Raw genomic sequence first — 16701 nt, 5'->3', positions numbered from 1 at the left:
ATATTTTCTTTACCAAATTTTTAAGTATTACAACAAACATACTAAATCAAATTGTCACTATATTAATATATATTAGACATCGGCAAAAAATATATTTACTTAATCACTGCCAACGACATTTCAGTAGAAGCCTATGAATACAAACCTACAGCTAAAACAATTCTTGCTTTATGGAATCCAATCACTGGATTGATGTTAAATTCCATTAAATCGATTTTATCGATGTTATTCCTTAATTATTGTAAATAACAATAAATATATTATCTAGATATAAAACAGACAGTTGTTTAAATTTTATTGTATGAAATAAGGAAGCACTTTAACTAAAATTAATATAAGAGAGGTAATTTACCGATAAATTGCCATTATAAATAGATAATAGTCAACTGACGATTTTAAACTAATTTAAACAAGGAGAATTAGGTCCGTTTTTTAAGATTTAATTAAAGAGAAAAAGCCCCGACTGGTACAGTTAACAACCCCATCTAAGATGACTTTAAAGTTACGTTCATCTACTCCTTTATATAAGTTTTTCAAAGCTTAATTTTCACCCAAAAGGGTATCAACTGTATAGTAATCATGGATGTGATAATCATAATTACTAGCATACTGAAAAATAGAATTAAAACATAAAGCAGTAATACCTAAGTCCTGTAAAGAATAAAGTCTATGAATGACTTCCAAAAGATTCCCCCTTTATATCCTTAAAAAGTTGGAGGGACATCCCAATTTCCCAAGGTAGCATTCAATAAGCATTGTTGATAGGAAAGGACTTTCTTCGCAAGAATACATAGCATATTCAACTAAATCTGGAATAAAAATCGACATTGTTAAAGTCAATAGAAAACTACAATTGTTGCTATTGCTTGTTTCTAGTTAGGGATAAAAACACAATTGAGGTAGTCCTAGGGTTTGATCCCAACCCATCATTAAGTTCAAGCACTGCACTGCCTGTCCTGCTTGACCCTTGACTATGTTATCAATAGCAGACATAACGATGACGCGATCAGTATGGGGATCTGTTTCAACTCCAATATAACAAAGATTAGTTCCCCAGGCCCATTTAGTTTGAGGATAAATACCGTGAGGAAGAATTTTTACGAAGGGGAAAGAACGGTAAAATGCACTATAAATGGTCAGAATATCATCTCTAACTAGCCCAGGATCTCTTAGAGATGCATAAACCGTTGCCAGAATACCTCGAACCATAGGAAGTAAATGGGGGGTAAACTGAACCCGAACTTCATGTCCGGCTAAATCAGAACAAATTTGTTCTATTTCTGGTGTGTGGCGATGTTTAGCCACTTCGTAAGCCATACACGAACCCTCTGCTTCTGCGAGTAAGAGATGAGTTTTAGCTTGCCGGCCTCCCCCTGATGTTCCTGACTTAGCGTCAATAATGGCAGTCTCAGGAATAATTAAGCCTTGTTTGAGGAGAGGAGATAAAGCCATCAAACTTGCTGTAGGGTAACATCCAGGACATCCCACCAAAGAAGTAGATTTAATTTCTTCTTGGTACAATTCAGGAAGCCCATAGACAGATTGCATGGCGGTTTCGTGATCAGTGCGATTCTTGTTGTACCATGCAGTGTAGGTGTCTAAATTACGAAAACGATAGTCTGCAGACAGATCTAGGACTTTACAACCTTTTACCAGTAATTGGGGGGCTAGCTCGCAAGCTAGCCCATTTGGAAGTCCCAAAAATACTACTTTACAACGGGAAGCTACCACATCTATGTCAATAGGTTCGATAGTCAGATCAACGCGATGTACTAAATGGGGATAAAGATCCCAATAGAGTTTTCCTGCACTTTTAATGCCTCCAAGATAGACGATATCTATGTTTGGATGTTCTAGTAATATCCGCACCAGTTGTATACCACCGTACCCTGAAGCTCCAATAATTCCGACTGGTATTTTCTCTGATTCATCCATAAATATTACTTCCTAGAGTTAAGCCACCGTCTCTATCTCACATTGGTTATTGTAGTCTCAAATCTTTCTCTTGAATCGAAAAAATTGTTGAAGCTTCTCGCTTAGTCTTAAAAGATAATGCATCACTTCAATAAAAGTTGAATCAATAAATTTATTTTTAAAATTATTGAATAGGTAGTAAGTTATTTTTATTAAAATTGACGATATCCTCATTACTAGATTTTTTTAAAAAATTGTTTTTGAATTTTATTGAACTTTTAAAATATATAAGTATCATATTACCTTTACATACCCTCTAGTTATCTTATTATATAATTTATAAGCAGTCTATTTTAGCTTAGGGTTTAGACTGGGTATAATAAATTGGTAGTTAAGCAGATGATTTTAAATCCGTACAGAAGAGAAAGTATCGTTTTAAATAAGCGAGGATTTAGATAGTAATTAGTATAGCTAAAAAAATAGTAGAATTATAGAGTTAATAACTATACAAGTTAAAATACAACTATAAAGTTATATGTATAATCAGAACAATAGCATAATATTTATGTTTGAATATCAGGCAATAAAAAGTAAAGAAATTACCAATTATATTGAAAGAGAGTAGGTCAATAAAAAAGACAGAAAATAAAAAAGTAAATTAACTAAATTTAGTAGTTTAATTACAATATAATAAAGGAATAATCTAGATAAAAACAATGTCTATAAAAGCTTAGTCACCTCCAAATCTTAATTTACCTAAACTAAAAAATAATATCCATTTTTGCAAAAATTTTAGGAATTAACACTTAAACAGAGTGCATTCTCTGTAATGAGATATTTTTTTATATCAAGGATATTTTTAATAAATCTCATAAACACCAAAAAGAAGGGGTTACAAATCTAAGAAATAAAATTTTAAAATAAAGAATAATATAAAAATATTTATTGATTTTTAAACTAGTTTAAAATTAGTATTCTAGTTAGAATTAAGACTATGTAGATGGATAAATGTGGAAAGAATTGAGAGGATATTGTTGGATAGAAAAATTAAATTATATTAAAGACAATTGGGACTCAATAAGAAAATATTTTTTTAAAACCCCCTCATATATTATTGTTAGAGTCTGAGACTAAAACTTAGAAAATGCGCGTTTATTCAATAAGAAATATTGACTTTTAAAAGTTGATATTTATAAAAAAGATATCCACAAGTCGAAGCATATATATGCTTGTTTAATGTAAATAGAGTAAGATTAAAGTTCATAATACAAGCTTGAAGTATCATGTAAGAAAGAGCAACTGTTATGGTAAGCTGAAGCTACAAATGGTCATATATATATAAATTTGTCAACCTACTAATTAACCCCAAATTATATAATTTTATTTTATAAAAAAATACAAAATAGTTAAATTAATTATATAAATTTTTAGCAAAAAAACTTTTTTCTAAAAAGTACTTACAAGAATTAAATAGAATAGTGATAGCAGATAATTATATAGAAAAAAGTAAGTTTTTAAAAGTAATTATTAGGAAATATTTTCCATATTATTCTATATAATTAGAGCCTGTAAAAAAAATGTATACGTTAGTAGATGCACCTTAAGTTAATGAATATTTTAAAACAATCCATAAAATAGAAGAGGTTTTCCTAGATCGTTATTTTTTTGAGGATAGTATAGCAATCTGGTTCAGTATTATGTAAATTTCTACTTTTTGATAAAAGGTTTCCTCCAGCATACATAGTTGAGCGTAGTATTCTTTTGATTATCTTAGGTCTGAGAAAGAACAAAACAATTTTAGTTAATTACGAAATCCTAAATGGCAACTAAATAATTAAAAGGGTTGCAACTTCTAACAATTATGGTAGTCGACATTGCCCTCCCTATTTCTTTTGTCTCTTCTCTTCGCTCCTTAACTACTCCCTGATAAACTCTAAAGAACTATTAACCAAAGTTAATAAAGGGCCAGTTTGTTCGGTTCCTTTTATGCTGAGATCACTGTGACATAAAATAATTTTTTCTTTAACACGTCCCAACAAATCCCTTAAAATCCTTTCTAAACGGGCTTTATCAGCTTTAAATTCATCTTCAGGAGTCAACATTCTTCTTGGACATTCTCGTGCAAATAAAGGTGCACCAAACAACACTGATGCTCCCCCTTTCTCCCATAAAATTGAAGACGCGTCTAGCCAAAATTGCCAACGGTGGGAATTACGTAATGAACGGTATTGAAAAATCGTTGCCAATGTGACAAAACCAGGTGTTTTACCCAAATAACGAACGGGTTGAGGATTGGCTGTGATTGTTCCACGACGCAACAATTGAATAAACTTAATCAGGGTTTCCTGGTGCGGTGAAGGTGTGGCATTATATTGATGTAAACGGTGCTCAACTTCCCAAAAATGTTGGGCAGTTTCCATTAATTTCCGTAATGCTGCAATTTGATCGTAAGGCATGTGACTCCTGATCATCACAAAGTGTTTAATTGCCCAATCTAAGATAGTTACTGGAGTAGTTAATGGTTTCTTTTGTAACAGAGTTTGACTATCGGTGATCCATTGACAAATTACTTGATAAGCTTTGGTAGCAAGATGTCCCAGACGATCCCAACGAGAAAAAGTTTCAATAGATAATAATTTGGGGCATTCCGGATCAATATGGTAGCAGTAATCGGCAATTAAGCCCGCCCTGACTGGATCGATCGCCGGAACTAAAGTTTGAGTTCCATCTATGGTTTGTTGACTCAATACCGTTAACATTTGAGCGACATCATCAGTCAAAATCAGTCTTCCTAACCCTGGATATACCAACCCCAATAAAGATAATAAAGCACGGACTATCGAATAACTAATTAAAGATCTTTGTTCATTTAGGGGTTTAATAGGTATTCCTGCGTTTGAAACAATTGAAATAAGAGTATAACGAGCAATTTCATCTAATCCCGGGGCTATAATAGCGATGTCTTCCGGAATAACTCGGTCAACTTTAATTGCTTCAATAATCAGTTGTGCAGTTTTACGTAATAAGTCCGCACGGGAGATAGTTTTAATTGATGAAATATACCCAGGCAAATTACTGATTTCTGAGGGATCAGTGGCTAATTTCACTAAGAGTTTTCCACAGTCCACAGCTAGTCCTGAAGGAGAAGGTAACACTTCTACCCGGCAGCGAGAGGCTAATTTAGATAAATATTGAGGATCAGCGTCAAGTCCTAGACGAACTTGTCCATCGTAATTGTATGTGAACACCCCAAATACTCTATTTTCAAGGAGAAAGTCGAATAAATTTTTAGTTATTGCCGGATAATCATCAACATCATCGGCAAAAACACCTTGGTAGCGATTAATCAAATGTTGTTGATACCTGGGGTTAGGGAGAAGATATCGCCAATAAAGAGTATAAACTAATCCATAGGTAAGTAAACCTTTATCCAAACACCAATTCTGCCATTTTGAAATCAACTTTTCTCTCAATTTCCAATCTGATTCTAAAGAAAGTTCCGGGTTATTTAAGGAATCATTATAGTGATCGCCTTCAGGTAGACCCTGTCTTAAAATGTAGGGGATATCTTCGATTGGAATACCACTAGCCCCTGTAAGCTGTAGTAAATCTAAGGTTTGACGGACAAAGCGAGACTCACTGGTTCTGGTTAGTCGAACCTTAGGTAGCTCTAAATGTGACCGCCATAGCTGAAGAGCTAATTCCTGTTCTGTTTCTGGACGTAATAGTAAGGGAAATTGAGCTTTTAAGGTTAATTCTTTAAATAGAAGTGGCCAAAAAAGGGTGACCTCCTTGGTAATAAATCCTAGAGGAGTTTTACAGATAATAGGGTAACTGCCCTGAATAGATAAAGAAAGTCTGTCGGCAAGTTTTCGGGAATTGTCACTGTTTGCTGACAAAATTAAGAGCGAAGACGCTAAATTTTGAGGAACGAAATCAGGAACCGAAATTGTTTGAAGGGAATGATGTTTTTGCTTGAGCCAATGACAAAATTCCTTAACAAGATGAGTTGTTTTCCCACTGCGGGTTGTTCCTTCAATCCAAAGAGGTTGACTATTCACACAGACTCCTTGATTCAATTTGTTAACATGACATATACAATCTCCTTATTTTAAGACTGCAAGTTCCTATTCCCATGAAACTTAAATCCTTCATTCAAAATACCTCAGATTGGTTCTTCGCAATCCCTGAAAAATCATTAAGTAGCGCCTATAAATCCGCTTTGAAAATCAAAGAGATTGAAAACAAACATTTTGGAGGAAAAAAAGTATCTGTCGAAAATTCTAACTATGGAACAAGCATTATTACTTATTTTGAAACAGAAGTTAATGGCTATTTACAAAAAATAAACACGGGATTAGCTTTTTTTAAAGCTAGTCGTTTTTTTTTAAAAATATCTGATTTGCAAGATAAACAACTCCATTTAAGAGATCAACGAGATTATCAGGATCAAGAGACAAACACTTCTGTCATTTTTGACAAGCTTGAGTTTATTGATGAGGTAACAAATCACTATCAAACTCCTAATATTAATCCAGAAGTAGAGGTTGAAAATAAAACAGTAGCTCCTGGAGAAAAAATAAATCCAAATCAGTTAAGTTCTACCAATAATGAAAACTTTAGTAAATTTAGAAATACTTCCGTTAGCCAGAAAAAAAATAATGATAATTCTAACTTAGCCTCTGCTTCGAAAAAGATTGGGGTACTTCCGAGATCTTTTATTAATACCCTCAACCGAATTAAACAGGAAATTGATCCTAAATCTGGAGAAACTGAAGAAGAGGTTTTAGTTAAATACCGTAAATCTCGCTACCGAACTGCTTTATCAATTAAGTTTATTTTGTTGTTGATTATTGTTCCTTTACTTACCCATCAATTAACTAAAACTTTTTTTTTGACACCTATTGTTGAGAGATATTTTACAAGCCATCAACAAGTCATTTTCATTAATAGAGATTTAGAGGAAGAAGCGTTAAATGAATTACAACATTATGAAGAAACTTTAAGATTTAGAGTACTGATTGGATTAGGACCAGAATTTTCTCCCGAAAAAATTAGGGAGAAAATTAAACATAAAGCCGAAGAAATAACTGATGAATATCGACATCAGGGAGTTGATTCTATTGCCAATATTTTCGCAGATATTTTCTCTTTTGTTTCTTTCTTTGTAGTCATAGTAACTAGTAAAAAAGAAATAGAAGTGGTTAGATCCTTTCTTGATGAAATCCTTTATGGGTTAAGTGATCCAGCTAAAGCTTTTTTGATTATTCTCTTTACCGATATGTTTGTGGGGTTTCACTCTCCCCACGGATGGGAGGTAATTTTACAAGGAGTTTCTCGTCACTTTGGACTCCCAGAAAATCAAGAGTTTAATTTTCTATTTATCGCGACCTTTCCCGTAATCTTAGATACAGTTTTGAAATATTGGATCTTTCGTTATCTTAATCGTATATCACCTTCTGCGGTGGCGACTTATAAAAACATGAATGAGTAAAAGCAATCTTTCCATGTTTTTATCATAGAAATAGTTTTTTAAATGATAATCTAAACCAAACTAAAAATAGAATATTTTCACTGGCAAAACTAATAAAACATAGTATTATTACAATCGATGGGTAACTTAATCAAAGTCGAGCTTAAAATATAATTAACAGGCAAAAATTACTAAAAAAATAGGCTAGATTAACAGAACAATACGTTAAATCAGAGGAAAACAACAATGACAATTAGTCAACTTGCTTTACTGTTTGCCTTATTGTTCCCTGGAATTTTATTATCTGCCTTAGTGATGGGAAGTTTTGCAAAAGGAGGATAGATAAGCTATCAGTCAGCAGTCATCTGTTTAAAAAACTTATGTCTGTTGACTGTCCACTGTTTAAATATTCGACTACAAAGAGTCTGTATTAGATAAGTTAGCTTCTAGGTTTTTTCGTTGTTCCATCTGTCCTAAAAAATAGCCCGTCATCATAGCAGAAGCTAAAAGATTAGCCAAATTTTCCCTATCTGTTGTTACTTGAATGTTAAAATCCTCAGATGGAAGCATTCCCACTAGTCCCTGTACGTTTTGGGTGATGATCTGCCTGATTTCGGGGCTAGCAGATTGAGCTATACGAGCTAATGCCTCGGGGTGCTGTTGTCGTAAGTATTGAATGAGAGCGTTAGCGTCTTGTTCTCCTTGTTCAGAAGCGAAAAAATCAAAATTAAATGCCATTAGAACTCCAAAAAGGGGGTTGCCTGTTTTTCAGGGTTACATGTTCTTTACTTTAACACTCTTAGTGATTACACGTCAGGGGGTCTAGAAGTTTAAATAATTGTCTATGTCTGGTTTTATGATTGTTCAATTGCCAGTACAATGGGGAACGATCTATTAAGTCTGATTAAGGAGAAACACTGTGATTGAACCCTTACTGTTAGGTATTGTTTTAGGATTAATCCCCATCACTTTAGCCGGTTTATTTGTTGCGGCTTATTTACAATACAAACGCGGTAATATTAGTCTTGATTAATTTAATTTAAACAACATGTAAAAAATCTTTAGAATAAGCTAAAGAAAAAAGGGCGGGTCAACATCCGTTGAGCACTATCGTTGATTACCCTGATACCTCATTTATTTTTTCCTCGGGTTTTATCTTATATCAATTGCCCTAAGCTGCCCCAAAAACTAGCTTTTAAAGAGAGATTCCCAACCTCCTTGAGAATAGCTTGACGGACTAGTTTAGGTGAGTTTATTAACTGAATCTCTAAATAATCTGACGGTTGATAAGGAAGTCGTTGCGCCCATTCAATTGCGGTAATTCCTGGAGGAACTTCTTGATATTCCCAATACAGTTCGGGATATAACTTCTCAACTTCTTGAGGTTCTAGACGATATAAGTCTAAATGATACAATCGTAACCGTCCTCGAGTGTATTCGTTAATGAGGGTGAATGTAGGACTAACAATCAGTTCTCTTATGTTCAACCCCTTCCCAATTCCTTTCACCAAAGTAGTTTTTCCTACTCCTAAATTCCCTTCTAGTAGAATAACCGTTCGAGCCGGTAATAATTTTCCTAATTGCTCTCCTAGGCCTAGGGTCGCCTTTGCTGAGGGTAACTCGATAATCACTATTAATTAAAATTACTTGCTACTATACCAGCGTAACAAAACTTTAGCTAATCGCTGAGGGTCATGGCTAACCTTTCCGGTAATTTCGTCCTCGGTCATCACATTACCTAAAATAACACGACAGCCTAATTTAGCCACCTCTTCACGATCAGGAAAAACAGGATGACAGTTTTCTAGGGCATAACGTTTTAACGCTTTCGGAGAGGGAGGTCTACGTTGAATCAAAACCGCATCAAATAACCGTTGCTCACAAACATGATCAATGGCTTTTAGATGATCACTAACAGTATAGCCGTCAGTCTCCCCGGGTTGGGTCATAATATTACAGATATAGATCCGGGAAACCTTTGCTTTAATCAAAGCATTTCTAATATCTGGAACCAAAAGATTAGGAATCACACTTGTATACAAACTACCAGGCCCGATGATAATGTAATCAGCATCTTTAATAACATTCATAGCCGCTGGTAAAGCTAAAGGATGAGCAGGAATACAGCCAATACGTTCAATTTTTCCCCTGGCTTCAGTAATATTAGATTCCCCTTCAATGAACCGTCCATCACTTAATTCTGCCCAGAGACGGACATCATTAAGGGTAGCGGGTAAAACTTTCCCTCGTATAGCTAAAACTTTAGAACTGGCTGCAATCGCCTGTTCTAGGTCTCCGGTAATGTCGGTTAAAGCTGTAAGAAACAAGTTACCAAAGCTGTGCCCAGTGAGTCCATCCCCAGCCTGAAAACGATATTGAAACAATTCGGTTAAAAGTTTTTCTTCATCTGCCAAAGCAGCAACACAGTTGCGGATGTCTCCTGGAGGAAGAACACCAATTTCTCGTCTTAGCCGCCCGGATGAGCCACCATCGTCGGTTACGGTGACAATGGCGGTTATATTACTACTATATTGTTTAAGTCCTCTTAACAGAGTTGAAAGGCCAGTCCCTCCTCCAATGGTTACTATTTTCGGTCCTCGGTTTCGACGACGGTGGGCTAGAAGACGATCAACAAGTTCTTGATTTCCTTCAGGATGCAATGCTTCGGTAATTGATCCTACGGTACGACTTTGCCCCCATAACAGTAAAAATAGCCCTAATAAAATCGCTAACGGACCAGAAATATAATTAGGAACATAAGTGGTCAGAAATTCTAGTAGGGTAGAGATGCACTCTAGCAAGCGATACACTGGGGTTAACTTAAGAAAAACAGCTAACCCTAAAAAAGTTAAGATTAGACCGGTGATACTGATAAGCAACCAGCGTTTGACCAAGAGGCCAGGAGATAACCATTTAAACCATCGATTCACCTGTTTAGGCGTATATTGACCTACAGCCGCCCATTTTCTTTGTTCTGACTGAAGTCTATGTATTGCCTGTTTTAAAGGGCTCTTGGGCATAGGATAATGACCAAATAAATCTTTTTTTCAAAATTGCTATTTTAGGCATTGTAACGGATGTCAATACTCAAAAGATATGTTCGTCAGTACAGATATAAGTGAACGGCTAAGGCTAGTGCCGACAAATTTTAGGTCGTTAACGATGGTTTGCTAAGTTTAAATACTCATGTGCTCACTGAACTTTGAGTGCGATCTAAGCAGTGGAATTAATAACTAAGTTACTGAGTGACTAAATCAAATATTTTCAATTCTTTAGTAATATCAATTGCCAAAGAATTCGCTTAGCAAATTCTGGAACATGATCAGATAATTTTCGGGGATAGTTGCGTTTCACATAAAGATAATTGCGGGTTAAATGATAGTCCATAGAAAAGCGGCATACTCTAATCCTTTGACACCAAGTTTTTCTACGATTATCCCTATTAACTTTGCTGCCCACATGGGCAGAGTAACTTCTTTCTTATAAGTAAAAATACTTTGTTATACTGCCTGTTTTCTATCCCTCTTAGAAATTAGGGCTTGAGTATCTAGTTAGTTTTTGAGCAACCCTAACATTTTCTCTCTAGTGTCATTGCAAACGGTAACTCATTGCGAACCGAATTATGCCCTTATATAGCCGACCACTAAATCGTCTAAAATTAATATAATTAAAACAACTCATGCCAAAGGTAGTAAAAATATCTTTCAGTTTATTGGTTTTGAAATCACAAAAATAATTTTTAAAATCGACCCATTTTGGTATTTTAAATGAACACGAGAGTCCTGCATAAATTCATAATTAACAATGGTTTCAGTAGATTTACTCGTGGTCTCAAGGAATTTTCCTGATTTGTTACCGGTTACATTGTAAACACAAGTAATCCCCAAAAGATAAAATTTTTCCAAAGATAATTTTCTTTTTACAGCTTATAACGCTTTAATTTGACAACCCAACCCAATTACTAATAGTAATTTTGTCCCGAATTTTTTCAGTTCTTCCAAAATAGAAGATTTTCGGGATAAAATTAGGTTTATTCATCCTAGTAGCTAAAATTTCTTCAGTTGTCCTAGTAATCACAGACATGGGTTAAAAACGGTCTTCTATGGTATTCTGAAGACAGACAACCCCCTCTACCCATCCTTAAGTAAACATGCCACAAGCAATGATACTAACAATGCCTGTCCATTGTGATACCTAGATGGGCTATTTTGGGGCGCGGCTATCACATCTTGATAAACTTCAAAATACCAGTCATTTTCGTCATTTAAATTGTGGCTACGACCATGAGCTATCTCTTCAAGTTTGCTGATTTGTTGGTTAAGAAAGGCACAAGTGTCTTTAAACATGGCGGATATAGTGAGTATCACATAATCCACACTCACTGCAGAGTTCTTTGTCCGTACGATTATTTCTGAGTTTGAAAACTTTGTCTTTACTTTGGGGAGTAATGGACATAGACAGATTGCAAGAGGTGTGAAGAAATATTACCAATCATTGTTTAGGGTACGGCAAAAATAATTATAAAAGGCAATTCTTTTTAAGAAAAAATAACGTTTTGATGATATTTTACGTTTGAATGCTTCTAAACATACCGTACCATTAAAGTGTTTATTCAAAAAATTTTAACTATTCTTACTAAGTTTTTTAACCGTTCATCTAAAAGTAATTCTTAAAACTCTGTAACAGGATATTTTCCTCACTTCCCATTTATTCAACTTAAATAAAAAGTGTAAATTATAGAAGTAATAATGGTTTACTTCTGAAGTAATTTAATTCTAAAGAGATAATAATTATTATGATTTTGTTTACTGTTTACCTGTTCTTGTCTTTTATTTATTCCCAGTTAATTATATAATGAAGTTTTTGACATAAGTCTAGTTTATAAAGTGAGTCAACAATAAAAGTTATGGCATTTTCAGTTACTTTCAAAAAAGAGCAATATTTAACCTATATTCTCTCAGACTCTGAAGCTATCTCTCAAATAACAGTTGTTCCTGAACGAGGAGGCATTATTCTTCTATGGAAAATCCAAGGTCAAGATGTTCTCTACTTAGATAAGGAACGGTTTTCTAAACCAGAAATGAGTATTCGGGGTGGAGTTCCTATTCTCTTCCCTATCTGTGGAAATATTCATGATAATACCTATATTTATCGCGACAGAACTTACACTCTTAAACAACATGGGTTTGCTCGAGATTTACCCTGGGAAGTAACTCAACAAGGAACAGATAACTGTGCTAGTTTAACTATAACCCTAAAGAGTAATAAACAAACCCTCCTAGTTTATCCCTTCGAGTTTCAATTAGATTTTACCTATGAACTTAAGGGGAACTCTTTAATTATTCGTCAAAAATATACTAATAAGTCTGAGAAAAAAATGCCTTTTTCTTTTGGCTTTCACCCTTACTATTATATTCCTGATAAAAGTAAAGTTATCTTTGATATTCCCTCCTCAGAATATCAAGATCAAGCGACCAAAAAGATTGTTTCCTATGATGGAACCTTTAACTTTGACCAAGATGAAATCGATGTAGGGTTTCAGTCTTTAACTCGTTCTTTAGCTACTATGACTGATAATCACCGAAAGTTAAAATTAGTCCTCAGTTGGTCAGATATCTATTCTACCTTTGTCTTTTGGACTCTCAAAGGAAAAGATTATGTGTGTCTTGAACCTTGGACAGCACCCCGTAATGCCTTGAATACAGGAAAAAAACTAACGGAACTCGACCCTGGGACAACTTGCGAGGCAATGTTTGAAATGAGTGTCGAATCAATTTAAGTGTTTTTTAAAAAGTCACAACTTCCTAGTGTCTTCTAACCCTAACTGTGTCAATCCCCTAGAGGTTTTAGGTAAGTTCTTCAATAGGGCTTGCACTTCTCTAAAATCGATGTTATCATTTGCGAGAGTGTGTAAATAAGGCACAGCGGGTCGCTAGCTCAGCGGTAGAGCACTCGGCTTTTAACCGATTGGTCTTGGGTTCGAATCCCAGGCGACCCACTTATTATGTCTTGACAATAAATATTTGTTGACTGTGACAGTTATTGATTCCAGAGACCAGTTAAGTTAGTTAATTGTCAATATGATAAGTTGACATAGTCGTGGTTATAGAACAACAGAATCAAGACACTTAATACCATGGCTCAACCTATGATCTATTTAGCTGAAACCGGTCATGTTTTTGGTTATACAGTTCGTCTATCTTCTTTAGATGCTGCTATTCAAACCTTAAATCCTAGTTTTTTATTAATGGTAGTTACTACTGTCCCTCGGTATTTACTAAAGTCTTACATTACAAAAGATTTTATTTAGCGTCTACGAAAATTTAATGTCGCAATAATCCAATCTGATAGTCTGAAAATAGACGCCAAAACAACTCGGCAAAAAATACAAGATTTTTTAAAAACAAACAGACTCTAATTGTTTAGAAAGTCAACTTTGTATAGAGAAGGCTGTGGGGATTCCTTGTTGTATGATGAGCATGGGTGGGATTTAATCTGTCAAGCCTGAGAAGAAGAATTTTTAAAAATTACCGATTTGACTAGCCAGTATTATCAAAAGTATGCTCATATGTTTCTCTTGCCGATAGCTAGACCAATGATAGCATTGAATAAAATTGTTGATGTATGATCAACTAGAAATAATATTAATTATAATGGAGTGAAATTAAGATAAAAATCTAAGCAAACTAACCCATAGAAAAAATTATTTTATTAACATTTAAAGAATGAGAATTACAATCAATTTGTAATTCTCATTCTTTAAGTCAAATTTAATTAAAATTACTGGACATATTTACATACAGTAGACTTTATGCCTGTGAGTGAGCAAGTAGTTAATAAGTTTGGGTTTAGTCTCTTTTCTGAAACAATGTGTGTAGATGTTCCCGTTGTTTTCTTGACCAGATAAAATTAAGAATCTTTAAAATAAACTACTATAGGGTGAAATAATCTCTCATGTTAAATTAAAAAGAATTAACCATATTCTAATGAATAAAAAATAACATAAGAGATTTATAATACCTACCTCTTTTATTTACAAATTACTACTTAGTGGGTTGAAGAATGATATGTAAGTATGGTTTGATTACAGTAAATATTTTTAAAAATTTGTGTTTAGCTTCTTCCCTAAAAACAAAAAGAACAAGGACACAATCACTTCTTTTTTTAAAACAACAGGAGTTGTAACTTAATGATAAACCGTCAACTCAAAAGAATCAATTACCCGCAAAATTTTGATTAAATTTTGTCCACTACTAGCTGGATAGGTGATGGTTAAGCGTAGTTTCTTGTTGAGTTCGATAATAAACACCTAACACACTCTCAGGTTATTGAAGGAATTCTGGTTAATCATTATATAACAGAACTTTGCACCATGTAGAAAATCCAATGCATTCTCCCCTATATCGTTTTCTACATCCTTCTGCTATCTTATCCAAAATTATGGCAACACTCCTTTTTTGTTAACTCCTATAATATATCGAACTTTTTGAAGTTTTTTAGGGAGAAGACAGCGCTTTCCGGTAATATACGAACCTTTTTGCTAAATTTTTAGGTCTTTAAAATAATTAATATCTGACATTTTTTTTATCTTTTCCCTTATACTATTCTCTGTTCCCGATTCCCAACTATCGGTTTACCATCCTATCTAATACTAACCTATGCCTAATTCTGTTTTACCTCCTGTGTATAATATTAGTCTTTTAATTTGGATGAAGAAGAATCTTTTTAGTACGTGGTATAACATCCTTCTCACTTTCATTAGTATTCTTTTTTTATACTGGATTAGTTCAAGTTTAATTCATTGGTCTTTTAACCAAGCACAATGGGAAGTCATTGAAGTAAATTTACGGTTATTTTTTGTAGGAAGATATCCCATTAATTTATTGTGGCGTGCTTGGTTAAGTCTAGGAATAATTATTACTTTATCTGGGTTTTCTTGGGGAATTATATACTGTAAAATAAAACTGTTTAATACGGCTACTCTTAGTTTACTTTCTCTGTTAACAGTATTTTTTTTTCTATTAGCTATTCCTGTAAGTACTCAGTCTAGCTTATTACTTCTAGGATTACTAATTTTATTGATTATCAGTAGTTGGGAGGGACAAAAGTTAGGACAAAAATTTAACGCTCTAAAAACTTGGTTAGGATTAATTTGGTTATCAACCTTTTTTGTTGTTCTCTGGATACTTCAAGGAGGACTATTTTTTCAAACTGTTAGACTGGATGACTTAAGTGGATTAATTCTAACTCTGTTAACCGCTATTATAAGTATTACACTATCTTTTCCTTTTGGAGTTTTATTAGCCTTGGGACGACAAAGTGATTTACTTGTAATTCGATGGTTATCTATTGCTTATATTGAAATAATTCGCGGGTTACCCTTAATTGGTATTCTTTTCATGGTTCAGGTTATGTTACCTCTGATTTTGCCTATGGAAGTACGCCTTGATCGAGTAATTCGAGCGATTGCAGGGTTAACGTTCTTTAGTTCGGCCTATTTGGCAGAAAATATCCGTGGGGGATTACAATCAGTTCCGAAAGGACAAATAGAAGCAGCCAAAGCATTAGGATTTAATACAATCTTTGTATCAACATTAATTGTCTTGCCCCAAGCATTGAAAGCTGTTATTCCTACTATTGTTGGTCAATTTATTAGTTTATTTAAGGATACTTCTTTATTAGCTATTGTCGGATTAGTCGATTTATTAGGAATCTCTCAATCAATTCTAGCTAACCCTAAGTTTATAGGTCGTTATGCAGAAGTTTATTTATTTATTGCTGTAATTTATTGGGTATTTTGTTATTTGATGTCCTTAGCGAGTCGTCAGTTAGAACAAAAACTAAGTACAAGCAAAACTTAGATTTATTTTTGCTCCAAAAACAGACCGAAAAATCTTATCTTAACATCGCTAATTTGATTGACGGGAGATTATCTCTGTTTCTGATTACTTTACTACCCTAATTAAAGTATTTGGCGTGCATGAGAATGCTGCTTTACATTATCTTTTTTCTGTACAACATTAATTGCATTAGGAACTCGCTTTCTTTCTACTGAATAGTTAAAATAATCTCTGGAAGTTCCTTCAGGAATATGAGATTTTGCTTCCGTTCGTATCTTATAACTTCGTACTGTTGCTGCGATTCTTTCAGTACAATTAAAACAAAATTTGGCGTTATCAGAAAACCCTGAGGGTTTGTGTAATACTTTTCTTTCTATAACTTTCCTTACCGATTTTGCACAGGCTAATTGATAGGAAGTAGAAATACCTTTAAAAATAGCTTCTAATACAGCAGAAGGAATAAGTTCTATTATC

Annotated in this window: 12 protein-coding genes, 1 tRNA gene and 1 pseudogene; 6 read left to right on the top strand and 8 right to left on the bottom strand. The window is 34.0% G+C overall.

What is annotated here, in order from left to right; translation table 11 throughout:
- Positions 1-540: 540 nt before the first annotated feature.
- The 3 genes from ETSB_RS10970 to ETSB_RS08650 all read right to left on the bottom strand — a co-directional run bounded on the left by ETSB_RS10970 (position 541) and on the right by ETSB_RS08650 (position 5975).
- Positions 541-684, bottom strand: a complete 144-nt coding sequence (locus ETSB_RS10970; RefSeq protein ID WP_145972259.1) for an alpha-amylase family glycosyl hydrolase — start codon at positions 682-684, stop codon at positions 541-543.
- A 192-nt stretch (positions 685-876) separates the two neighbouring features.
- The gene (gene argC / locus ETSB_RS08655; protein WP_044107478.1) at positions 877-1935 is read right to left on the bottom strand and encodes an N-acetyl-gamma-glutamyl-phosphate reductase; all 1059 of its coding nucleotides are present in this window, start codon (positions 1933-1935) and stop codon (positions 877-879) included.
- A 1895-nt stretch (positions 1936-3830) separates the two neighbouring features.
- Entirely contained in the window at positions 3831-5975 is a 2145-nt protein-coding gene (locus ETSB_RS08650) for a hypothetical protein (protein ID WP_044107475.1), read from the bottom strand.
- Positions 5976-6049: 74 nt separating this feature from the next.
- Here ETSB_RS08650 and ETSB_RS08645 point away from each other — a divergent pair, with 74 nt between their 5' ends.
- Complete coding sequence (locus ETSB_RS08645; protein WP_044107473.1) at positions 6050-7408, top strand: proton extrusion protein PcxA; 1359 nt, start codon at positions 6050-6052, stop codon at positions 7406-7408.
- Between the two features lie 393 nt (positions 7409-7801).
- On the opposite strand, the gene ETSB_RS08640 is transcribed toward ETSB_RS08645, so the two are convergent.
- A complete protein-coding gene (locus ETSB_RS08640) occupies positions 7802-8125 on the bottom strand; it encodes a DUF760 domain-containing protein (RefSeq protein WP_044107472.1) in 324 nt (107 codons plus the stop codon).
- A gap of 181 nt (positions 8126-8306) precedes the next feature.
- Between ETSB_RS08640 and petG the strand changes: the two genes are divergently transcribed.
- Positions 8307-8420, top strand: coding sequence for a cytochrome b6-f complex subunit V (petG, locus tag ETSB_RS08635; RefSeq protein WP_044107471.1), 114 nt, complete (start codon positions 8307-8309; stop codon positions 8418-8420).
- Between the two features lie 124 nt (positions 8421-8544).
- Here the strand turns inward: petG and tsaE are convergent, their stop codons facing one another.
- From tsaE to ETSB_RS08620, 3 genes and pseudogenes are all read right to left on the bottom strand, one after another.
- Positions 8545-9021, bottom strand: a complete 477-nt coding sequence (gene tsaE / locus ETSB_RS08630) for a tRNA (adenosine(37)-N6)-threonylcarbamoyltransferase complex ATPase subunit type 1 TsaE (RefSeq protein ID WP_044107468.1) — start codon at positions 9019-9021, stop codon at positions 8545-8547.
- 9 nt (positions 9022-9030) lie between these two features.
- Positions 9031-10407, bottom strand: coding sequence for a gluconeogenesis factor YvcK family protein (locus ETSB_RS08625; RefSeq protein WP_044107467.1), 1377 nt, complete (start codon positions 10405-10407; stop codon positions 9031-9033).
- A 244-nt stretch (positions 10408-10651) separates the two neighbouring features.
- A pseudogene (locus tag ETSB_RS08620) lies at positions 10652-11842 on the bottom strand (Coenzyme F420 hydrogenase/dehydrogenase, beta subunit C-terminal domain).
- Positions 11843-12293: 451 nt separating this feature from the next.
- Between ETSB_RS08620 and ETSB_RS08615 the strand changes: the two are divergent.
- The 3 genes from ETSB_RS08615 to ETSB_RS10095 all read left to right on the top strand — a co-directional run bounded on the left by ETSB_RS08615 (position 12294) and on the right by ETSB_RS10095 (position 13697).
- Positions 12294-13166, top strand: coding sequence for an aldose epimerase family protein (locus ETSB_RS08615; RefSeq protein WP_044107465.1), 873 nt, complete (start codon positions 12294-12296; stop codon positions 13164-13166).
- 147 nt (positions 13167-13313) lie between these two features.
- A tRNA-Lys gene (locus ETSB_RS08610) sits at positions 13314-13385 on the top strand.
- A 138-nt stretch (positions 13386-13523) separates the two neighbouring features.
- Positions 13524-13697 (top strand): hypothetical protein, encoded by a 174-nt coding sequence (locus tag ETSB_RS10095; RefSeq protein WP_171816446.1) that lies wholly within the window; start codon positions 13524-13526, stop codon positions 13695-13697.
- A gap of 876 nt (positions 13698-14573) precedes the next feature.
- On the opposite strand, the gene ETSB_RS10560 is transcribed toward ETSB_RS10095, so the two are convergent.
- Positions 14574-14696, bottom strand: coding sequence for a hypothetical protein (locus tag ETSB_RS10560; protein ID WP_269763995.1), 123 nt, complete (start codon positions 14694-14696; stop codon positions 14574-14576).
- A 349-nt stretch (positions 14697-15045) separates the two neighbouring features.
- On the opposite strand from ETSB_RS10560, the gene ETSB_RS08605 reads away from it, so the two are divergent.
- Entirely contained in the window at positions 15046-16248 is a 1203-nt protein-coding gene (locus ETSB_RS08605) for an amino acid ABC transporter permease (RefSeq protein ID WP_044107463.1), read from the top strand.
- Positions 16249-16701 lie beyond the last annotated feature (453 nt).

This window comes from cyanobacterium endosymbiont of Epithemia turgida isolate EtSB Lake Yunoko (assembly GCF_000829235.1).
Lineage (GTDB): Bacteria > Cyanobacteriota > Cyanobacteriia > Cyanobacteriales > Microcystaceae > Rippkaea.
Note: the sequence above shows the minus strand (reverse complement) of the source record. Positions and strands in the feature narration are given on the sequence as shown.